At 44.4% G+C, this 22,096-nt stretch carries 18 protein-coding genes; 8 read left to right on the top strand and 10 right to left on the bottom strand.

What is annotated here, in order from left to right:
• Positions 1 to 51: 51 nt before the first annotated feature.
• On the top strand, positions 52 to 1,770 hold the full coding sequence (locus JMY03_RS05670) for a hypothetical protein (protein WP_201601816.1): 1,719 nt from the start codon (positions 52 to 54) through the stop codon (positions 1,768 to 1,770).
• Positions 1,771 to 1,778: 8 nt separating this feature from the next.
• A complete protein-coding gene (locus JMY03_RS13265; RefSeq protein WP_265089604.1) occupies positions 1,779 to 1,904 on the top strand; it encodes a hypothetical protein in 126 nt (41 codons plus the stop codon).
• An 80-nt stretch (positions 1,905 to 1,984) separates the two neighbouring features.
• Here JMY03_RS13265 and JMY03_RS05665 read toward each other — a convergent pair whose 3' ends face one another.
• Positions 1,985 to 2,881 (bottom strand): ABC transporter substrate-binding protein, encoded by an 897-nt coding sequence (locus JMY03_RS05665; protein ID WP_201601813.1) that lies wholly within the window; start codon positions 2,879 to 2,881, stop codon positions 1,985 to 1,987.
• A gap of 680 nt (positions 2,882 to 3,561) precedes the next feature.
• On the opposite strand from JMY03_RS05665, the gene JMY03_RS05660 reads away from it, so the two are divergent.
• The 3 genes from JMY03_RS05660 to cspE all read left to right on the top strand — a co-directional run bounded on the left by JMY03_RS05660 (position 3,562) and on the right by cspE (position 5,124).
• Positions 3,562 to 4,050, top strand: a complete 489-nt coding sequence (locus JMY03_RS05660; RefSeq protein WP_201601810.1) for a hypothetical protein — start codon at positions 3,562 to 3,564, stop codon at positions 4,048 to 4,050.
• A gap of 202 nt (positions 4,051 to 4,252) precedes the next feature.
• Positions 4,253 to 4,675, top strand: a complete 423-nt coding sequence (locus tag JMY03_RS05655) for a YbaN family protein (protein WP_025644843.1) — start codon at positions 4,253 to 4,255, stop codon at positions 4,673 to 4,675.
• A gap of 239 nt (positions 4,676 to 4,914) precedes the next feature.
• Positions 4,915 to 5,124 carry a transcription antiterminator/RNA stability regulator CspE gene (gene cspE, locus JMY03_RS05650; RefSeq protein ID WP_025644841.1) on the top strand — a complete coding sequence of 70 codons (210 nt, stop codon included), beginning with the start codon at positions 4,915 to 4,917 and terminating at the stop codon, positions 5,122 to 5,124.
• 149 nt (positions 5,125 to 5,273) lie between these two features.
• Here cspE and JMY03_RS05645 read toward each other — a convergent pair whose 3' ends face one another.
• A complete protein-coding gene (locus JMY03_RS05645; protein WP_201601807.1) occupies positions 5,274 to 6,356 on the bottom strand; it encodes a YeiH family protein in 1,083 nt (360 codons plus the stop codon).
• Positions 6,357 to 6,617: 261 nt separating this feature from the next.
• Between JMY03_RS05645 and JMY03_RS05640 the strand changes: the two genes are divergently transcribed.
• Complete coding sequence (locus JMY03_RS05640) at positions 6,618 to 7,550, top strand: LysR substrate-binding domain-containing protein (RefSeq protein ID WP_201601804.1); 933 nt, start codon at positions 6,618 to 6,620, stop codon at positions 7,548 to 7,550.
• Positions 7,551 to 7,681: 131 nt separating this feature from the next.
• Here the strand turns inward: JMY03_RS05640 and JMY03_RS05635 are convergent, their stop codons facing one another.
• Together JMY03_RS05635 and JMY03_RS05630 are read right to left on the bottom strand one after the other, a co-directional pair.
• Positions 7,682 to 8,137 carry a universal stress protein gene (locus tag JMY03_RS05635; RefSeq protein ID WP_025644836.1) on the bottom strand — a complete coding sequence of 152 codons (456 nt, stop codon included), beginning with the start codon at positions 8,135 to 8,137 and terminating at the stop codon, positions 7,682 to 7,684.
• A gap of 53 nt (positions 8,138 to 8,190) precedes the next feature.
• Positions 8,191 to 8,652 (bottom strand): universal stress protein, encoded by a 462-nt coding sequence (locus tag JMY03_RS05630; protein ID WP_201601802.1) that lies wholly within the window; start codon positions 8,650 to 8,652, stop codon positions 8,191 to 8,193.
• A 298-nt stretch (positions 8,653 to 8,950) separates the two neighbouring features.
• Here JMY03_RS05630 and JMY03_RS05625 point away from each other — a divergent pair, with 298 nt between their 5' ends.
• A complete protein-coding gene (locus JMY03_RS05625) occupies positions 8,951 to 12,001 on the top strand; it encodes an insulinase family protein (protein ID WP_201601800.1) in 3,051 nt (1,016 codons plus the stop codon).
• A gap of 84 nt (positions 12,002 to 12,085) precedes the next feature.
• Here JMY03_RS05625 and JMY03_RS05620 read toward each other — a convergent pair whose 3' ends face one another.
• Positions 12,086 to 12,649 carry an NUDIX hydrolase gene (locus JMY03_RS05620; protein ID WP_025644830.1) on the bottom strand — a complete coding sequence of 188 codons (564 nt, stop codon included), beginning with the start codon at positions 12,647 to 12,649 and terminating at the stop codon, positions 12,086 to 12,088.
• A 328-nt stretch (positions 12,650 to 12,977) separates the two neighbouring features.
• Here JMY03_RS05620 and JMY03_RS05615 point away from each other — a divergent pair, with 328 nt between their 5' ends.
• Positions 12,978 to 13,751, top strand: a complete 774-nt coding sequence (locus JMY03_RS05615) for an NUDIX hydrolase (RefSeq protein WP_201601798.1) — start codon at positions 12,978 to 12,980, stop codon at positions 13,749 to 13,751.
• Between the two features lie 222 nt (positions 13,752 to 13,973).
• Here the strand turns inward: JMY03_RS05615 and JMY03_RS05610 are convergent, their stop codons facing one another.
• The 5 genes from JMY03_RS05610 to radC form a co-directional block, all read right to left on the bottom strand.
• Positions 13,974 to 15,329, bottom strand: coding sequence for an oxygenase MpaB family protein (locus JMY03_RS05610; RefSeq protein ID WP_201601796.1), 1,356 nt, complete (start codon positions 15,327 to 15,329; stop codon positions 13,974 to 13,976).
• A 142-nt stretch (positions 15,330 to 15,471) separates the two neighbouring features.
• A complete protein-coding gene (locus JMY03_RS05605; RefSeq protein WP_201601794.1) occupies positions 15,472 to 16,059 on the bottom strand; it encodes a DUF2799 domain-containing protein in 588 nt (195 codons plus the stop codon).
• Positions 16,060 to 16,152: 93 nt separating this feature from the next.
• On the bottom strand, positions 16,153 to 17,352 hold the full coding sequence (gene nhaA / locus JMY03_RS05600; protein ID WP_201601793.1) for a Na+/H+ antiporter NhaA: 1,200 nt from the start codon (positions 17,350 to 17,352) through the stop codon (positions 16,153 to 16,155).
• 445 nt (positions 17,353 to 17,797) lie between these two features.
• A complete protein-coding gene (locus JMY03_RS05595) occupies positions 17,798 to 20,803 on the bottom strand; it encodes an acyl-CoA dehydrogenase (protein ID WP_227675493.1) in 3,006 nt (1,001 codons plus the stop codon).
• A gap of 422 nt (positions 20,804 to 21,225) precedes the next feature.
• On the bottom strand, positions 21,226 to 21,909 hold the full coding sequence (radC, locus tag JMY03_RS05590; protein WP_201559147.1) for a RadC family protein: 684 nt from the start codon (positions 21,907 to 21,909) through the stop codon (positions 21,226 to 21,228).
• Positions 21,910 to 22,096 lie beyond the last annotated feature (187 nt).

The following is a 22,096-nucleotide window of genomic DNA, read 5'->3' as shown; positions in this document are numbered from 1 at the left end:
GTTTTAGTTTTAGTTTTAGAGAAATATAAATTTAGTAAAGAGTTTAAACATATGCAAAGTAATTCTGTTATTTTCTCTAATAAGGCTTCGGATTTACTTGATAAATATCAACTAAGTCTTAAAGATAAAAATACAAATAATTTTCATTGTTATTTGCTGAAATTCTATGAATTACTGGAAAGTTATATATCAGAAGAGGTTTTTATTCAACTTGAAAAGTTACGATCAGAGTGTGAAAATCAGTACGAAGCTGAGGCTCTTGATAAGGATATTAATGATCTGAAAGTCTATTTGGGCATAGGGGAGTATTCAGGTGTTTCTAGTAGTTTAGGTGATAGATTGAAATCTATTAGTATAAGTATTAAGGATATTCACTTTCCGAAAGACGACAATCTAATTTATGTAACTAGTGAAACTAAGGAGGTACTATATAGACTAGGTAGAATAGATTTTATCAACTGTAAGTTCGATTCAAGTCGACTCAGTACAAATGATAATATGTACTTTGAATTATGTGATTTTATAAAAGACATTTATATTACTCCGTTCTATAAGAATGGCTTTGGTGAAAAGTACCGTTATATAAGTTGTAATTTCCATAATAATGTTTATTTATCTGCTTCAGATGATAATAAACAAGAGTTATGCAATGTATTTTTTGAGTGTGACTTTTTAAAAGATGTAGATATCCAAAATTTAAATTTTAAAAAAAACCTTTTTAGCTTTCCTAATATTTTAGATTCTATTAAAAAAAAGAGCGCTCTTGTAGCTTTATCTACCAGTAAAAGCGAATTTTTAAGAATAAGAAATTGTCATAGTTTTAATAAATTAATAATATCTAATTGCAGTTTTGAAACTGATTTCAAAATAAATGGTTTTGATGACAAATATTTTAATGAAGTTGAAATGCATGATTATAAGTATAAAGCAGGCAGTTCCAACATTAAAGAGCTTAAAATAATAGATACAAATTTTAAATCAAAATTAGAAATTAAGAATAAAAATATTGATATTTTTAATTTTGAAAACTCTAACGTCACTAAAATTTTTGATATATTTGGAAGTAGGTTTATACAAGCAAAATTTGATAAGTGTATATTCAGTGATTTTGCTGGATTTGAAAATGTAAATTTTGGAAATGAAGTGGAAAAGGATAATGAAAAATTCTTAACAGTTTTCAAATATGTTACTTTTATGGACTTCTCTAGTTTTAGAGGAGTTAAATTTAATTCTGGATTAGACTTCTCAAAAACTAACTTAAAAGATACACCTAACTTTCTTAATGTTTATATTAGTCCAATAAACACAAATCGCGAAACATTTAGAATTATAAAAAACTCATTTGATGATGCAGGCAATAAAATTGAGGCAAACAGGTTCTTTATCGAAGAAATGAAGGCTTATAGAAGAGAGCTGAAAATTAAAGGTGGGGAATGGTTTAATCGCTTTATACTTTTTTTCAATAGATGGGCTTCAAATTTTGGTGGTAATTATATTTTACCCATAATTTGGTTAGTAATCAGTGTTGTGATTTACTCAGAAATTATTGATTGGCACAATAGATTTTTTGTTGAAAACGAGTATTTTTGGAATCGTGATTTTAATACTCTATCTGTCAGAGCAAATAGTATTGCAGAAAGTTTTTTACCTTTTAGTAGATTCTTACAGGGTAGAGAGGGTCTCGAATTTACAAGCTTATTATTTTATATATTGTTTGTCATACTTACTTGGCAGACTATTGTTGCGGTAAAGAGGCATACTCAACGTTAAGGAATACCATGAACCATCTCACTGTCGGACAACGCGCGCCTTTAAGCAACCTTGCAATTGATGACACCGCACCAATCACGCTCAAGTTCATCCGCCAAAGCCCAATAGAGATGGATATCAGCTTCTTATATTAATTTAATTCAAAACCTAAAAAACCGCCACAGAAATCTACGGCGGTTTTTTATCATTCAAAATCTCTTAACTTTTAAAATTCCTACAGCGCCCACAGCGATTGATACTGCTCATCCGTCAACGTCACGATATCAATCTCGGCTAGCATCTCGCGTAGCTCTTGCCATTTATCTGCATCAGGCGTGATTGGTGTGATCAATCTGCTCAGCGTATTATCAATGATGGCATCCATCAGCGTATCCGCCTCAGTTTTACTATAGTTGTAATACATATGGTGGGCAGTCTCTGGATCATTTTTACACAGCTCTGTCATCTGGTTGGTCACTTGGATGAAAGTATCTATCGCGTCTTTTTTCGCGGTATAGATATCATCCGTCGTGAGAATTTCTAACGCCGAAAAGTTCGGATAAGGTGACAGATGCTGATCGATAAACGTAAAGTCTAGCCCTTCATGAGTCGCCTCAACCCCTTCAAAGTTATAAAAGCACAGCCATGCACCATCGAGGCTTGAGTCTTCTTGCAGGTTTTTTATATGATAAAAGTCTTTTTGTACAAAGCTCACATTGTCACGACTGATAGTAAAGCCATTTTTCTTGGCATAGCGGGCTAATATCTCAAAGCCAATACGATTGGTTTTTTCTTCAGCAGCAGGGGTACAGATGCGAATCGGTTGATTGTTTTTTAGCTTATCCATGCTGGATTGCTGCATCAATATGCCGCCGTCAGTCTCAAAAAAGCAGCCCAGCGCACGCAGATTAGGCGCGTAATGCTCAAACAGATGAATCGGCTCATTCACATGCAGATCGATACTTTGGTTTTGCAATTCAGCAAAGCCATCATAGTGGTCATCAGGCTCAATGATAGTGATATCTAGCCCTGCCTGCTCATATGCGCCTGTGGTCACACCCGCGATAAAGGGCAGGTGATCAGGGTTCAAAAACCATTCGAGGGTAAGGGTCAATTTGGTGGTCGGCTGCATGGTTGTTTCCTTTTTAATGATAGAAAACAATCAGACTGATGCTGTTTAAATAAAACAAAAAAGGCAAAACAAGAAAGGCAAAATCTCAACATGTAAGGCGCTATCAGATCAGCGAATCAGGTAGAGGTTTCTCTTATTTATAGACTGCTTAGGGTCTGTCATGCTTGTTTCCTACGTCAGTGCTAACTGCTTCAGGTTCACGGGTGTGTCTCAGCGATGGTTTTAACAATCGTTACAAGGTTAAAAGCAAAGCACCCCGACAAGATTGAGTGGTGCTGCATTATTTTTAATCAGTACTGCTAATGAATCCGTACTGCGAATGGCTATTATCGATAGCTACGGCATCATCATAGACGACTTGTAAGCGGTGATGCAAGCGTATCAGGAATGACAATGAATGGCATTCATACATCTATTAGCTACTTTAACTTACAACTCACCCTTAGTATCCTTAGTATCTAAAATTAAGTTTTAGCTACCTAGGGCAAAGTACCGCTACCGCCTCAAGCCGTAGCGGTTTTTTTTATGTCAGTAAGATAAAGCAAACAAGTTCGACCACCTTAATACTCGCAAACTAACCATCATGTAGCGAGGCTTATAAACACTCCGTACACTCGTTAGTCTTATTAATACATAATATGGTATATTAAAGGCATAATTATATAAGTCTTGAGGTAGTTATGAGCTTGAACTTGTACGTCTTTTTGTGGATTGCCTTTACCTTTTTTACCTTCCTGATTACAGTCAGTAAGATAAACGCCTATCGAGCCGTCGGAAAAAGAGGGGCGACTGAGGTGGACCATGCTGATAGTCATTTCGGTATCGAAAATAGCTTTTATAGAACGAATGCTTCTTGGCACGATATTATCTTTTTTCATGCCTCGGCGTCGGGGCTGGCTGCCGTACTACTGATACTGGTGATCAAAGGTAAGATACTGTTCCCGGGCACCGAGACCTTTTTTGGTATCGTCGCTCCCGTGGTGATCTTTATTATCAGTATCACGCTACTGGCTTTGGCGTTTTACTTTTTTGCCATCTCTATGCTCAAGCTTGGCACGACGCTCAGTAAGATTAAGATTAATAATAAAGAGATTAAGACGTTTTATGCGACCGCTGGCGTCTTTGTTTACTTCGTTATCTTTACGGTGATTGTGCTGCTATTAGTATAAGTCGTTTCTATGATGAAGCAAAAACCACTTTAGCCTTTGCTAGTAGTGGTTTTTTTATGGGCAGATGGTAGAGGCAGACCGCTAGACATGAAATAACCACATAAAAACGCAAAAACAATATTGAGCCAAATGAGTCTTTATTGCATGATTATTTTTTTATAAAAATAGCTCTTAAACGCCTACTAGCATTGATGTAATCAATATGACCGACAAAAAAGCCTTTTATTATCGTCCCAAGACCAATCAGTCTAACAGCGCGGCGCTGCGCTGGACGTTTGTGATACTAGGCTGGTTGTTTTTTGTACTGGGTATCATTGGCGTAGTATTACCAGTGATGCCGACTGCGCCTTTTATACTGTTGGCAGCAGGGTGCTGGGCGCGCAGCTCAAGACGCTTTCACTTTTGGCTGATTAATCATAAATACTTCGGCAAGTACGTCCGTGATTGGGAAGAAAATCATGCAGTACCGCTTTATGCTAAGTGGCTTGCGACCATCATGATGGCGATATCGACAGCTATGCTGTTTTATCGCTTGCCTGAGGGTTTGATTTGGATAGCGTGGCTTGTCGCAGTGGTCTGTACAGGGGTTGCTATTTACCTTTTTCGCTTGCCAAATGCTCAATAAACCAATAAGTTAGCGCAAAAAAACGCTGATTTGTAACCAGTTACACAAAAAGCCATATATCACTTGCGATAGTACGATAAGCCTTTTATAATACGCACAAGCTTAAGAGCAGTTCTGCACAAATCATTACCTCGTAGTATTAGTTATAATCCTTCGTTTTAATATTTATCGTCAGTAGCTATTTGCAAGCGTTACCGGTCAATGAGACCATCAATAAATTAAAAAGTAGGATTATCAACATGTCAGACGTTCAAAAAGGTACAGTTAAGTGGTTCAACGAAGCTAAAGGCTTTGGTTTTATCGCTCCAGAAAACGGCGCAGACGTTTTTGCTCATTACAGCGAAATCTCTGGTTCTGGTTTCAAAACTTTGGCTGAAGGCCAAGAAGTTGAGTTTACTGTAACTCAAGGCCAAAAAGGCCCACAAGCACATAACATCGTTGCTATCTAAATTGTCTTTTTATTGACAAGCTATTAGATAAATAGATGTAAAAAAAGCGAACCTTAGGGTTCGTTTTTTTATGCCTGCCGTTTAAGGTTTGGCTGTCGAGAGCTATCCCTCTTATGGGTTGCATGCAAAGCATAACCCGCCGATAGCGGCTAAATAAAGCTAATACCTATATTAATTAGACCACCGCCAAGGAGTAACCAGCCAAACATAATCGCGCCTAAAATAAGCGGCTTAGAGCCTGCTTGCTTGATCGCACTGAGATGCGTGGTGAGTCCTAACGCAAACATTGCCATAGTCAGCAGTATATCATCGAGCAGGACCATAGTACTCTCAAAGCTATCTGACATATTCAGCCAAGTATGTAGCAGCACGATTAAGATAAAAATGAAAGCAAACCAAGGTACTTTGACTTGCTTGACTCGGCTCATAACGGGTAGTTTTTCTCCTTTGCCATTACCGCTTTTGGTGAGCAGAAAGGACAAAATCAATAAAAATGGTGCAAGCATCATCACGCGGATCATCTTAGTCACCACTGCCGTATCGCCAACCTCTGCGCTGATGGTGTTGCCCGCGACGACGACTTGCGCCACTTCATGAATGGTAGAGCCGGTATAGATGCCATAATCTTGCGGTGACAGCCACACTTGTAGCCAGCCGAGATGATAGAGAAAGGGATACAGCAGCATGGCAATCGTACCGAAAACAACAACGGTTGCCACCGCAATAGTAACTTTGTGCGCTTCAGCTTTGATGACAGGCTCCGCGGCAATAACCGCCGCCGCCCCGCAGATACTTGCGCCAGAACCAATGAGCAACGTCGTCTCTTTATCGACCTTTAACAGCTTAGTACCGATCCAATAGGTCAATAAAAAGGTGGAGCTCAGCACTAACGCGTCGCTTAATACCGCTGGCATACCAACGCCAGCCACTTCTGTCAAAGTCAATTTGAAGCCATAAAATATAATCGCTAAGCGCAAGAGTTTTCCTTTGGCAAAACCAACGCCAGCTGCCAAACTTGGCGCAAACTTGGGATAAATAGTATTGCCCAGTACCATACCGATCAAAATCGCTAGCGTTAACGAGGATAAGCCAATAATGCGCCCGTGACTCCAGACGTCCAAGCTCGTATTTAGCCATAAGCAAAACAAGCTACCGATGAGCACGGCGATCAGCCCTGCTAGATGCCGAGACCGAGGCACATAATCAGTTATGGCTTGTATAAAAGAGGGCATATTTAGATCCTAACGGGCGTTTTTTTGCTTATTGACTGCTGTTATTGAGGTTGCTTTAAGGCGTTGCCATCGTAATTGTTAATAGTTTTGACAGGCATTAGCTTATGTATGGATATTATAAGTAAAGCTCATATATAATAAAAACAGATTGATGAGATAGGAATTATCGATTTTTTGGGTAAAAGAAAGCGAAAAGCTTGGATACCTATAAGTTTGCTTGTCTCTATCTATCAATGACTCACTTGTTACAGGACGCTTATTTTGACGGACAAATCTAGCCAGACACTGCCAAAAATTACCCTAAAACAGCTGGCAGTCTTTGTCAGTATTTATCAGACGGGCAGTACAAGCCGTGCTAGCGAGCAGCTGCACTTGTCGCAGTCAGCGGTCAGTAGTGCTTTGGCCGCGTTAGAAGAGCGCCTACAGATGCCGCTATTTGAGCGGGTAGGCCGTAACCTCAATCCTCATCGCAATGCCCAAGCTGTTTACGTACAAGCACAGGCTATATTAGGACAAGCGCTTACCCTTGAGCATTATCATAAGCATCAAGCCGGTCAGTTGCATATTGGCGCGAGTACTACTATCGGCAATTATGTGTTGCCCGAGCTCGTGGCTCAGGTATATGAAGCGCTGCCCAAAGCCAGCATCGAGCTGTATATCGCCAATACGCGCGAAGTCATCAGCGAGATTGAACAGCTTAATATCGACATCGCGCTTGTAGAAGGTATGCCAAGGCCGAGCGATAGCAAAGTGCTGGAGCAGCGCGCTTGGCGTACTGACACTTTGATGGTCTTCGCCAAGCGTGATAGCCGGTGGCTAAAAGGATTGAGTAATTATAACGAAGCGGGCGGCGGTTATGAGCTGACCACCGAGCAGCTCTCAAAGCTGCCCTTACTCGTGCGAGAAGTAGGCTCAGGCACTCGGCAAATCATTGATGAGCAGTTATTGCAGTATCTACCCGGTGCGGAGGTGGTTCGGGCCATCGCGCAGTCAGAAGCGATAAAAAATATGGTCAACACCGATATAGGACTGGGCTGTCTCTCGCAGCACGTCATCGAAAAAGAGCTTGCGGAGGCAAGTCTAGTACCTGTCAAAATTAAGGGAATAGATCTAAGAAGGACTTGGTGGCTAGTTTGGCACAAAGCCCGGCATCAAAGCCCGATTTGGCAGACCTTTATTGATATTATTCAGTAAATGCAGCGTTATACCTTTAGCGCAACCTTTATCGCGCCAGCAAAAAGCGCTGTGTAGCTGCTACACAACGCTTTTGTTTGAGAGTTAGTCTTTCGATTTAAATGCGAATAAACGGATAGAATGACGCTTGATTAATCTGGTTTATCAAGCCGAACCACTAAGCTATCGCAAGGTACATTAGGCAAGATGTTATCAGCGGTGGCACCGCTCAGCCAAGCAACGATACCGTGGCGCTCATGGCGACCTATGACTAATAAATCGACTTCGTGTTTGTGACAATAATTAACGATACCTTCGCTGCTAGAGATAGCGGTAGTCACTTGCGAGTTGACTACATTTAGCTCATTGCGATCCAAAAACTGCGCTAGCTTAGCGCGTGCCTCTTGGCAACGTTCATCATCGATCTCATCGTAGAGACTAGACGCTGGCACCAGCTCATAGCCGAAGCCAACCATGGTGTCTTTTACGATATGTAGTACCGATAACTTAGAGTTCGGGCGGTTAGAGACGATATGCTTAGCTTTTTGGGCCACGATATCAGCATCTGGTAAAAGATCAGTAACTAATAAAATATGTTGATAACTCATAGAGTCTTCCTTGTGGCTGATGATATCTACTATAGCACTACTAATAGCCGCTGTTAAGTCGCTACTGGCTGATCGAGCTTGACGACTAAGCTGTCACAAGGTGCATTAGGCAAGATATTGTCTGCAGTCGCGCCGACTAGCCAAGCCGCGATACCTCGGCGCTCATGGCGTCCGATAATGAGCAGGTCAACGTTCTTGTTATTGCAGTAGTTGACGATGCCTTGGTCGTTAGAGATCGCTGCTGTCACCTCAGAGTTGACCGCATTAAGCTCATTACGATCAAGAAATTGTGCCAGTTTTGCTCTGGCTTCTTGCCAGTGCTCGCCATCTGTTTCGCCAGATAGGCTCGACGCGGGTACCAGCTCATAACCGAAGCGCACCATATCGTCTTCAACGATGTGTAGTACTGATAATTTCGCCTCAGGCGAGCCGGCAAGCACGCGTTTCGCTCTTTGTGCGACGATGTCGGCATCCGATAGCAAGTCGGTGACTAATAAGATATGTTGGTAACCCATAGTAGACTCCTTTATTAACATCCTTTCATTCATAGTAGCAGTAGCGCTGAGCTTTGTTAAGTAAAATCCATAATTTAATTGTGGTTATGAATAGCGCTATAAAGTTAAGACTTATCACGTCAATCTAGTTATGGGCGTTAGCGCTTGTAGCTTGACTTATCAAACTACTAGCCCCATCTAGCAGCAACGATACTTTTTAATAAACGTCTTAACACACTTTTCATCGAAAGCACTGACTAGAGCACTGACTAGTTAGACACCGAACCAAAGAGCAAAATAATAGGCCACAAGGATATTTATGACTGATACATTTACAGCGGATCTTACTCTGCATCCGGCATTTGAGCTTATCGAGCATCGTCACATCGAAGCACTCTCTATTGACGTCATCATCAGCCAACACGTCAAAACGGGCGCTATGCACTATCACTTAGCGCATCCTAGTGACGAAAATGCTTTTTTGGTGGGCTTTCGTACGCAGCCAATGGACTCCAAAGGTGAAGCGCATGTGCTCGAACATGTCGCGCTGTGCGGCTCCGAGAAATTCCCAGTGCGCGACCCGTTCTTTTCGATGATTAAGCGCTCGTTAAATACCTTTATGAATGCGATGACAGCGGCCGATTGGACCGCGTATCCTTATGCCACGCAAAATAAAAACGATTATTTTAATTTGCTCGAAGTCTATCTCGATGCTGCTTTTTTCCCAAATATTCATCCGCTAGATTTTGCGCAAGAAGGTATTCGCGTTGAATTAGATGAGGACGATAAACCGCAGTTTAAGGGCATTGTCTTTAATGAGATGAAAGGGGCAATGAGCGGCGAGATCGATCAGCTCTATCATACTGTTGCCCATCATCTGTTCCCAACGACGACTTATCACTATAACTCAGGCGGTGATCCTGCAGATATTCCTGACTTGACTCATAATGAGCTGGTGGCGTTTCATCAAAGCCATTATCATCCAGCAAACAGTGTCATCATGAGCTTTGGTAATATTCCGGTCTCTGAGACGCAAGCGCGGATTCATGATGATGCGTTAACTCAGTTCGCCGCGGGCAAAAAACACGTTTCGCGTCCAGAAGTGCGTCTGTCAGCATCGATTAGTGCTGTCGATACTTATACTGCTGACGAAGCCGGTCCTAATCAGACTCACCATGTCCTCGCTTGGCTACTGCCTTCGATTACTAACCCTAAGCAGCGCTTGGCACTGCGTTTACTCGAAGGGGTGCTGATCGAGCATGCCGGCTCGCCACTACGGGCTTATCTAGATAGTCATCCACTAGGCACGTCGCCCAGTCCGCTACTAGGTCTGGACGATAGCCATTATGAAATGGTGTTTTATACTGGTCTGCGCGGCTCTGAGCCTGAACATGCTGAGGCGGTGGAGCAAGGCATTATGGACTTGCTTGCTGATGTCGCAAGCAAGCCTATCGATTCTGATACTATCGAGACAATACTGCATCAGATCGAGATTGACCAGCGTCATATCGGCGGCGATAGTATGCCTTATGGTCTAAACTTGATGTTAGAAGGCTTTAGCACCGCTATTCACGACGGCAATCCTATCGACGTGTGGGAGGTCGATGAGCACTTGGCTTGGCTACGCGAACAAGTAAAAGATGAGCAGTGGCTGCCTAATTTGATTAAAACGCATCTACTCGATAATAATCACCGAGTGCGCGTGACTTTGGTTCCTGATAGCGAAAAATCAGCGCGCCTAGCTGCCGCTGAGCAAGTGCGCCTTGATACTATCGCTATGGATTTGACCGAAGATGATAAGGCAATCCTTGAAAAGCAAGCGCTAGATCTAGCGGCGCGTCAAGCTGCGCCTGATGATCTAAGCTTATTACCTAAAGTGGGCTTAGAAGATGTACCAACCGATATTAGTTTTAAGCAAGGCACGCAAAAGCAAGTAATGCTTAGCGGACAGGACAGCACTTTGTTTGAATACGAGGCAGGCACTAATGGCTTGTATTATTATCAAGTGATTGTGCCGTTGACTGATGCGATTGGCAATCAGGATACGAGCAACCTGCCAGTGAACGAGGTGATTAATCATCCGCTGCTGCCGATTTATTTAAGTTTACTCTCAGAGCTCGGTACAGATGAGCTTGACGCTTATGAGATGCAAGCGAAGCAGGCGGCGCACTCATCAGGCGTGACCGCCCGTATCAGCCAACGTACTGCTATCGATGACAGTCATGCGATTAGCAGCTACTTTGTGGTGGCAACTCGCGCATTGAACCGTAAGACGGAAGCGATAGACTTGCTAAAAGAGGTGATGCAGCATAGTGTCTTTGAAGAGCATGACCGTATCAAGGAGATTTTGCAGCAGCGTCAGGCCAGTTGGCAGTCGCGTCTGGCCAGTGCAGGCCATGCCTACGCATTACAAACGGCGAGCCGAGCGATGAGCCGTCAAGCGCAGCTAGAGTATGTCCGTAGCGGTCTGCCCGCGCTTAATGCCCTAAAAGACTTCTTAGCCCATGCAAGTGATGACGATAACAAATGGGATGAGCTGGCTACTAGCTTGATGGCGCTGCATCAGCGCTTGCTGAGCCTGCCTAAGCACGCCGTTATCATCTGTGAGGCCGAGCAAACCGAGCGCTTAAGCGATCTGATTGTAGATAGCTGGCAGGACGTTAAGGCATCCACAGTAAATGCTAAGCAGATAGAGGAGAATATCCCAAGTGAGTTTACTCAGCTTGAATTAGATCCAGCGCTAGACGGCGAGCCAGATGCTGTCAAGGCGCTGGAGAGTGACCCTATCGCTGAGGACTTAGCTTGGCTGGTTGCGACTAACGTCTATCACAACGCTAGCGCTTATAGCGTACCTGCTGCTGACCATCCAGATACAGCAGCGCTTATGGTGCTTGCGCCTTATTTACGTAATGGCTACTTGCATAGTGCCATTCGTGAGCGCGGCGGCGCGTATGGCGGCGGCGCCGGCTATGATGCTAATGCTTGTGCCTTTAAGTTTTTCAGCTACCGTGACCCGCACTGCGCTGAGACTTTTGCGCACTTTGAGGCCAGTATCGAGTGGTTACTGAGTGAGCCGCAAAGCGCTGAGCAGCTAGAAGAGGCGATACTGGGCATCATCTCGGGTATGGATAAGCCCGGCTCGCCAGCAGGGGAGGCGATTAAGGCTTGCTTTGCCAATCTGCATAATCGTGGCGAGGACTGGCAGCGTAAGATGCGCGCCGCTATTTTGGCGGTGACTATTGATGATATACAGCGTGTGGCTAAGCAGTACCTGCAAGGCCAACAGCACGTGCGTGCGGTGCTAGCGCCTTATGATAAAGAGGACAGCGTAAAAGATCTGGGCTTTAAGGTTTGTAAAATTAACAGTTAGCCGTTACTGATATTTGAAAAGAAGAAAAGCCAAGCACGATGCTTGGCTTTTTTGCGTTAAGCGATAAGCTATTACAGTTAAGTGTTAATAACGCTTAATGCTTTTGTCTTTGGCAATCTGATCTTGATGAATCGGGAAGTCTTCACGCTTATCGAACTGTTTGCGATCGGCGAAGTAGTTGTTGAGTGTGCGTCTCACCGCCTCAAAAGCGATCTCATCCCACGGGATATCTTCTTCTTTAAATAGCGCGCTATCTAAGCTCTCAGAGCCAATACCATAAGCGCCGTCTTTTAGATCGTTTAAGTAAATCACATAGATCTGACCGATATCAGGGATATCATAAAGACAATAAAGCTGCGGGTTAATGACCACTGCATCGGCTTCCTCAAAGCTCTCGCGCGCCGCGCCTTCTGCCATGGTTTCACCATTTTCCATAAATCCTGCTGGCAACGTCCAAAGGCCATATTGCGGCTCGATAGCACGGCGACATAAGAGCACTTTGTCTTCATAAATCACTAGCGACCCGCAGATCATCTTAGGGTTTTCGTAGTGAATGTAGTTACAGTTAGGACAGACTAAGCGCGGCATATTATCCGTAGGGGGGATTTTGCGCTCGGCTTCATGACCACACTCGAGACAATATTGCATAACAGCTGCCTTATTTAATTGAGAACCTAGAAATTTTTAGCTAACAAGCCTTTAACGTTTCAGCTTGCAGAGCCCTAAGATAGCATAGTTTTTAGTATTAGCAGGGCGCGATATCATAATGCTCCTATTCAAGAACAAAAAAACACTATATAGAGGATAAAGCAGGAAATGTAGTCCGTCATTGATGCCATATATTATAAATGGTATGCGATATAGATGACTGGAGGTGCAGGGCAGCTAAATTGGCCTACGCAGTCATCAACTTGGCACTACTGACATGCTAAGATGATCCCATATACAGGACTGATGATAAAAATAGGCAGTAATAATGACAGTAATTCATGAGTTTGAGAGCTTTGATGAGCTAACCGTAGCGCGGCCTGCCTTTATTCGTCATCCTAAGCTTAGACAATTGGCTGAGCGCGTGCAACAACGAACGCTGAAGACGTTACCAGACACGTCGTCTGATACTTTAGTGAGCGCCTCTGCTTATAACCTCTACGACAAAACCTATAACGAGCGAGTGTTACAGAGCTTATATCAGACCCCTATCGCTGATGCCTCCGTACTCGTAGCGATTACTCGTGAGCGCAGGCCGAAATTGCTACTGACTCGCCGCGCGGCGCACATGAAAAGCCACGCAGGAGAGGTATCCTGTGCAGGCGGTAAGTATGAGCTAGGTGATGGTAATAACGTGGTCACCGCGCTACGTGAAGCTTATGAGGAGACTGCGCTGCTACCTAATAAAGTCCAGCTTCTCGGTCAGCTGCCGATTCAGACCTCAAAGAGTGGGATGAGTGTCCGTCCTATCGTAGCGCTTATCGCGCCAGACCTGCCCTTGATCCCTGAGATTGGTGAGATATCGCGCATTTTTTGGGCGGACTTCGAGACGCTGATCACTCAGCCGACAACCGAGTATGCGATAGAGTATACGATGCTTGAGCAGACGGCAACGATACTCACGCCAAGCTGGGAGGTGGATGGCGAGACCGTTTGGGGCCTAACCGGCAAGGTCATCGCCAGCTTACTAGAGACCGGATTTGATCGTCAGCTTGAGTGGTATTATCGTCTAAAAGACTCAGGAGTTGAGTTAGACCGCTAACGATGCGCGCTACTCTACAGCCTAGGGCGTGTCCCTAATTCAAGCGTTTATGACTAAATGGGCTAAAAATGGCTAAATCTTTGGCAAACGGTGTCAAATAGCTAGTCAATATCTTGATATTACCTTCGCTATTTTCCTTGTTTGCCTGCGATTTATCTCATTTTCATCATCATTTTTGAAATAGGGACACGCCCTAGTTAAACCTTTGTTATGACTCTTTAGTTATGATTCTTTATAATAACGGTCGTTTTTTTTCAGCCACCAGTTCATATTGTCTTGGCGCTTAGCACGGAACTGCTCAAGCTTCGCCGCCATAGTGCTGTTGTGCTGGCGTGCCGTATCAAGCGCAAACAGAATCGGTACTGAGGTTAACACGCCAAAACGAATTTTCGATTTGGGCAGCTGTAGTCCATCACCGATATCATCACCGACTAAGGTGCGAGTGACGCTGGCATTGACCATCTCCACAAACCGGCCTTTGCGATTATCCTCACCCATGAGCTGACGCGGTAAGTCGTGCAGCGCTTTGGCTAAGGGTTGTCCCATCTTAAAATCAAGCTGCTGAATGGACAAATAAGTATACAGCCACTCCCAGCACGCCGCTTCCGTCTGCGGTAAACGCGCTAAATCCACGCCCATCCAGTAGCTGGCTAGATTCCATAGATGCAGAATGCCGCGAGCTTCTTCGCTACTGATACGCGCGCCTAACAGCCGCAGCCCGCGCATAATCAGTAACGAGAATTGTAGATGAGTTGCAATCATATCGGTCTGATTGATCGGCAGACCCCAATAGTCGCTATTCCAGCTGCCATCAGAATTATGATGCTGAGCGCTTGTGCTAATCACGCCATCCGCTGCGGTGAGTTGACCGGTGAGCAGTTTTTGCCGCACTAAGGTATGGATTTGCCGCACATGAATGGACTGACGCCAGCCCTCAGAGCCAATCGCTAATACTTGCGAGAGAGGCGCTTTATTTTGAGCAGAATCGTTTAGCTGTGGATGCTCAGAGACCGCCAAAATATAGGCGTAAGTACGCATCAAACGCGGCAGTGCATCGTGCATTAATGCCCCAGTCTGAATCAGCGGTAAAGACAGCGCCGGAATACTATAACCTGCCATTAGCGCAACATTACGCAGTAGCCATATTAGCATCAGCGGATAGCGGCGATAGGCGATAGCGCCGATCTCTGCCAGCTTAGGATCAAACCAGTCAGGATGAGCGCTAAATTGCTCAGTTAGAGTGATAAAAGCGGGATGGGCGAGGATGTCGTCATCTATGCTATCGTTCGCCGCTTGCTTAGCGTCTGGCTGAGTATGAGCCGTATTCGCTGGCAAGATGAGCTGCTGTAAAGGATTAGCAAAGCGAATATTATCAGCAGCCAATTGATCGACTAGAGGATCACCGATGTCGTAACCCTCGACAATCTCAGCCAATAACTTCGGATCAATCTGAAAGTCTTTTGGCAATAAATAGCGTCTAATGCGCTTGAGTACTTGCAGCTCAGTATGGTCATCGATAGCAGTGCTACGACCATGACGCTGATAGCTGCCTCTCTGTATACCGTTATAGTTAGCCATATCTGTAGCACCGTTTTGCGAGGATCTCTTGCCTTTATTATAGCAGTGACGTTACTGCTCTCAAGATACAGCCGGCTTCATCAGCGCTTTATAACAGCTGCTTTGTGCACGCGGATAAGACTAGATAACAAGCTAATCGTAGTTAGTCGCGATGGACATCGTTTAAGCGGCTAAGCTGTCTTTCAGTGTAGATTATCTCGCGTTCGAGTCTTCGCAGTTTTGCCGGTAGCGATAGCAGATAGCGGCGCGCTTCTTTTTCGTCTTCAAAATCGAGCATTTGCCCAGCACGCAGCTTAGTATAGTCTGCCTCGTATTCTTCTAGTAGCGCTCTGTCATCGTTAAGCTGTTTATTCAAACGGTAATATTCGCGGCCTTGCTGATTGGCTTGTTGTAGTCTCATGGTGCTACTAGCTGGACAAACACGGTTTAGCTCAAGACCACGACGACCGATATTGTAGGCATTATTCACAGTACAGTACTGCTTAAGACCTAACTGACGACCACGCTCCCAAGATTCATAATCCGCGGCGACATTGGCTTTAGCGCAAGCTTTTGAATGCGCAGCAAGCCTACTAGGAGGATAGCCTGCCACGCCGTCATTGTAGCCGATAGCTTGCCAGTTACCGACCATGCACTCTTCCACTGACAACGTCGCACAGCTTGCAAGTAACAGAGCACTACTACTAACCGTTACTAAAATCAGTCTAGATAACAGCCTAGATAACAGCATAGTAAGCTTCCTTTAATAGGCTTTATTCAATAATGCTTAAACGCCCTATCGTCCATTACTGCAAGTAGTCTATCACTGCACGGCGCAACAGTATTAATGACGCGTTAGGTCCACTGAGGTGCTGCTAACGTTATCTTTGAGAGTGGCTTTGAGCATAAGGTAACCGGCGACACCTGAGACAATAGAGCCCATGATAATACCTAAGCGCTCATCGAATAATGGCGAGCCGCCGCCAAAGGCAAGACCGCCGATAAATAAACTCATAGTAAAACCAACACCGCATAATAGCGCGACACCATAAATCTGCTGGAAGTTCATACCGCTTGGCATTTTTGAGATACCAAGTTTGAAGATTAACCAGCAAGCGAGCATCACACCAATTTGCTTACCGACAAATAAACCTGCGGCAATGCCAAGTGGCACAGAATGGAATAGCTCAGCAAACCCTGCTCCTTCGAGCGAGATACCAGAGTTGGCAAAAGCAAATATAGGTAAAATACCAAAAGACACGGTGTTTTGTAGATCGTGCTCAAGCTCTTCAAGCGGGGAATGCTCAGGATCTGTGCGATCAAACATCGGAATAAATAATGCCAATACCACCCCAGCTAAAGTGGCATGAATACCAGACTTTAGTACCGCGATCCACATAATCACCCCAACGAGGATATAAGGGGTGATAGTAGTCACGTTGCGGCGGTTAAGAAGATATAGAACCGGTAGACAAAGCGCTGCAAAAGCGAGCGAGCTGAGTGATAATTCATTGGTATAAAATAACGCAATGATTAAAATAGCGCCAATATCATCGAAAATAGCAATCGATACTAAAAACACTTTTAGTGAGTTAGGGACTCGGCTGCCAAGTAAGCTTAAGATACCAAGGGCAAAGGCAATATCCGTCGCCGCTGGAATGGCCCAACCTGCCCAAAATTCAGGCTCGTTATAGTTAAAGGCCATATACACGATGGCTGGGAAGACCATACCACCGATAGCGGCACCGGCTGGCAGGATGATTTGTTTGACGTTAGAGAGCTCACCGATGAGTACTTCACGTTTGAGCTCAAGACCGACTAAAAAAAAGAAAATCGCCATCAAACCATCATTAATCCAATGATGGGCATCTTTGGCAATCGCAAAGCTACCTATCTGAATGGCGACTGGCGCATGAATAAAGGATTCGTACCAAGTACTAAGAGGGCTATTGGCAATAATCATCGCCACGATAGCTGCCAGCGCTAATACAATGCCGCCTGACGCCTCGAGCTCAAGAAATGCTTTAAATCTTTTTACTGCCATATCATCCTCATGTGTTCAATTGATACCGTCAACTTAGATCGTTCTACTTATATTTTATAAGATGACAAATAGTTTGCTTTAGTTTCTCACAAATCTCTCAATATAAAAAATTTAATGCACTAAATATCATTATAAAACAATACGAATAAGCAAAATTTTTATTTTCTAGACTCTACTCAAAGACAGCATTTGCTGTTGTTGTCCTAAAAACAGGAGTCAAGCTTTAGAAACTATAGTGTGCTGGCAAATGCTGTCCAGTGCGGATAAAAAGCGCCTGATATACAAATGCTTTAGATAAATTTAGCAGACTTTGTCATGCTTTTGGGTTTTCTTATTAGTTTGACTCTATCGCAAACAAAAACTTCAGCCTATTTTAGACTGAAGTTTGTTGATTCTAGACTTAAGCAACTATTTATCAATGTCTGGCTAGATTATTAGCGTCTGGCTAGACCTTATCGCTTTCATCACTTTCACTACGACGTAGACCATCTTGCCATGTGTCAGTTTCAGCGCCGCTTATCTCATGATCACGAGTCTCAGCAGGCTTATTTATGGCCTCCGGCATATTTGTAGTCTCTATCGTATTGTCCGCTTCGCGGAACGAGTCCTGAATAGAAGCCGTGTCGTTATTATGCTGGTCATTGTTGTTTGGAGCATTGTTGTTTAGATCATCCCCACGACGGTGATTATAGCTCATACGCTCATTCAGCGTTGTCTCTGCATCGCGATGACGATGTTTAAGCGCCTCTTCTTCAGGATGGGCTTGCGTAAAGTCGGTTTGCTCAGTAGTTTCTCTGACAGTATCTTGCTCGCTACGCATCTCCACATCACCATCTTCTTCATAGCCATGATTGGGATTGGCATCACCAGTCTGCTCATGAAAACCAGTTGCCGCTTCATCGTGAGCGGGTGATGGTGTGTTTTTAGCCGCAGCATTACTATTGAGCTGTGCGTAATCGGTAAGCTTATGCACCGCGTTCTCTAGACTATGAGGATTATCACGCTCTTGAGCGTGCTGTAAGTGCTCATCAAAAACATCTGTCAATAAGGAATCGTAGCGAATGCCGTTATAGCGGATTAATTGCTCCGCTTCACTTTCAGTGATATCGCCATTTTGACTGGCTTGTACCACATGGTCTTCAAAGGTTAAACCCGCAAACTCACCTTTGTGCTCCGCTTTTTTGAATTTTTGCCATAATGGCTCAACTTCAAGTAATGTCTGATACGCATTTTCCATGCGACCATTAGGGTCCTCAGGGTCGGTACTGTAATAGACCATAGTTTTGAGATAATCGCGGAATGGGTTAGCTTCAAAATCATCCATAAAGGTATCACCAAGCTTCACTTTGAGCTCATCGCTTGTCGGCGTAAAGATACGGCCGCTAGGGAAGGTGACAAAGCCGACTACATTTGCTGCTATGCGGTTAGGGAAGTTGGCAAATAAAGAGACAAAGGCTTCTTGGATAGTATATAAGCTGTCTTGTAAAGCGACCTTGGCATGCAAGCGCTCAGCTTCGGATTTGGTGCCATTCTCATAGAACTGCAAAATAGCCGTAGCAATAAATAGATGACTATGAATGTCTGCTAGGCGGCCAGAGAGCATCTCTTTACGCTTCAGATCCCCTGCAAGTAACCCTAATGCCATGTCTGCGGTCAGCGCAAAGCTTGCACTCAAGCGGTTAATGTGCTTGTAGTAAGGGCGTGTAAAGGCATCGGCAAAGCTTGGCGCTTTACTACTACCACCGACATAACCTGCCACAAAGGCACGGGCACCGCGATTAAAGGTATAGCCTAAATGTTTAAAAAACAAAGTATCAAACTCTTTTACCGCGCTTTGCTTGTCTTCGCTTTGGAGCAGTTGTAGTTCATCAAATAGATAGGGGTGACAGCGCATCGCACCTTGACCAAATATCATCAATGAGCGCGTTAAGATATTCGCGCCTTCAACGGTAACGGAGACAGGAATAGCCTGATAAGGGGTCGATAAGAAGTTGCGTGGGCCCATCTGAATACCGCGGCCACCCAAGACATCCATACCATCATTGACCACTTCACGCATGGTCTCTGTGGCATAGTATTTTGCCATAGCAGTCATCACTGATGGCGTACCTCCTTGATTAAGACCACAAGTTACTAGATGGCGAAAAGCTTCAAGCATATAAGTTTGGCTTGCCATCCGGCTTGTCGCATCTTGTACGCCTTCAAACTTACCGACTGAGATTTTAAACTGCTCACGCACCTTAGCAAAAGCACCGACCGACAGATAAGTCATCTCGCTTGCTGAGGTCGAGAGCGCCGGCAAGGAGATACCGCGGCCTACGCCTAAGCACTCCATCAGCATGCGCCAACCGCGTCCTGCGTTTTCGACCCCGCCGATGATGTAATCTAGTGGAATAAAGACATCAGTGCCATCGACCGTACCATTCATAAAGGGCGAGCCACCAGGATTGTGGCGAGGGCCGGTAATGACGCCTTCGTGACTGGCAGGCACTAGCGCACAAGTAATGCCATAATCTGTCTTATCGGCATCGCCAAGTAGACCTTCTGGATCATACATCTTAAAGGCTAGACCGACCACTGTGGCAATAGGCGCTAGCGTGATCCAGCGCTTAGAGAAATTCATGCGAAGGCCAAGGACTTGCTCGCCCTCATGATTGCCATAACAGACCACACCCGTATCAGGGATAGCGCCTGCATCTGAGCCGGCTTCTGGTCCTGTCAAACCAAAGCAAGGAATCTCCTCACCACTGGCGAGCCCCGGTAACCAGCGCTGCTTTTGCTCGTCTGTACCATAATGCATGAGCAGCTCACCTGGACCGAGCGAGTTTGGCACCATACAGCTGACCGCTGCGGTAGGCGAGCGTGAGGCAATCTTGCTCATCACAAGGCTTTGTGCGTAAGAGCTAAACTCTAGACCACCGAATTCTTTAGGAATAATTAAACCCAAAAAGCCATTATCTTTGATAAATTGCCAAGTCTCAGGGGATAAGTCCTTATCTTCGTGCTGAATCTGCCACTCATCAATCATCGCGCAAAGCTGTTCGACTTCATTATCGATAAAGCTTTGCTCCTCAGCAGACAGCTTAGGATAAGGGTACTCAGCAAAGGTATTCCAATCAGGCGCGCCCATAAACAGCTCTTTTTCCCACCAGCTCGTTCCGGCATCGAGTGCTTCGCGCTCAGTATCGCTCATGCTCGGCATAGCCCCGCCTAAAGTCTTGTAGACAGGCTTAGTAATAAGCGCTTGGCGGATAGGAGTAATAAGAAGTACTAGGCATAGTAGGGCAATCGGCACCCCTAAGATAAGCGACCACGGACTGATAAAGGCAGTGACTACTACCGTCACAATAGCGACAATACTGCCAGTCACCCTCGACAACGACATTAAAAAGATGGCCAAAATCACGGCTAACTGAATAAGTATTGCCAAAACAAATAAACCAATCGCCATGACGGTCTCCTTAACAAGCGCTAGTAAAACTAAAGGTGGTGTTATAAATAAAGAGTCGTTATAAAATTATGGTAGTCACCAGTAGGTGCATCTCTATATAACGTTAAAAGCTGCAATCATTGCAACAGAAATCTAGTGATAAAACTTTCAGTCTGCAATAACACAGTAATATAATTTTATCTTCCAATATGAAATAATACCTGACAAGTATCAAGGATAAAAATGCTGTTCTATGTCGAGAATATGTATCCATTGCTAGGGAGTAAGGAGATATAAAATAAAGAAAGTATGATAGTCATTTAGTGATAATGACCTCATCACACTATTAGACTGTATTTTTTGCAGATGTGTTTTTATATCCTCAGTTATAGTATAAGCATCAGCTGATAACTTCTATAATACCTACTCAAGATAATCAATATTCAAGCGAAAGGGGCTAGGCCTTGTTCGGCATAAGACAGCGTATCATTGCGGCCAACGATGATGTGATCGACTAAAGACAAATCTAACAAGTCGCACGCTTTTTTGAGCTCATAAGTGAGTATATTATCCGCGGCTGAAGGCTTAGAATCGGTATGAGGATGGTTGTGAGCGATTATCAACTGACTAGCGGCGTGAGTGAGTGCGTGGCGAAGTACGTATTTGATGCAGACCGAGCACGAGGAGATACCGCCGGTAAATAGTATCTCAAAGTTCAGCAGACTCAAGGCATTATCTAAACACAAGACGGCAAAGACTTCTCGGTGCTCGCCGCGTAATTGCGTACTAATATAGTCTTTGACCACTTGTGAGCGCCCAAGTCCCTGTCCGGTTTTAAGCTTACTGTCTAAGTAGCGCGTGCCCATCTCAAGCGATGCGAGTATCTGGGCATACTTGGCAGGGCCGATGCCATGGCAGGCAAGAACGACCTCTTTTGGCGCGGCTAACAGCTCGGCAAGCGAGCCAAACTCATCGATCAAATACCTTGCCAGCTCAATAGCCGACTGCGACTGAGTACCGGTGCGCAAAAATATCGCTAGTATCTCAGCGTCAGAGAGATGACTTGCGCCAAATTTTAGTAGCTTTTCTCTTGGTCTATCATCTTCGTGCCAATCCTTGATCGCCATTATTCATCCTTTCTTGGCTAAGAGTTATAGAGGGGTTTTGAGCGCGGTTTTTGATTGATTCATTCACAAAGCTAGTCATGGTTTTTTATAAAAAATGGCTAAGCTAGCGATAGCACTATAAAACCTTACCTAACTTATCTCATACTTGTTACTATAAGCGCAAATTTTATCTTTTCTTTTCTTTATT

The organism is Psychrobacter submarinus (genome assembly GCF_904846685.1).
Lineage (GTDB): Bacteria > Pseudomonadota > Gammaproteobacteria > Pseudomonadales > Moraxellaceae > Psychrobacter > Psychrobacter submarinus.
This window is presented reverse-complemented; position numbering and strand designations above follow the sequence as displayed.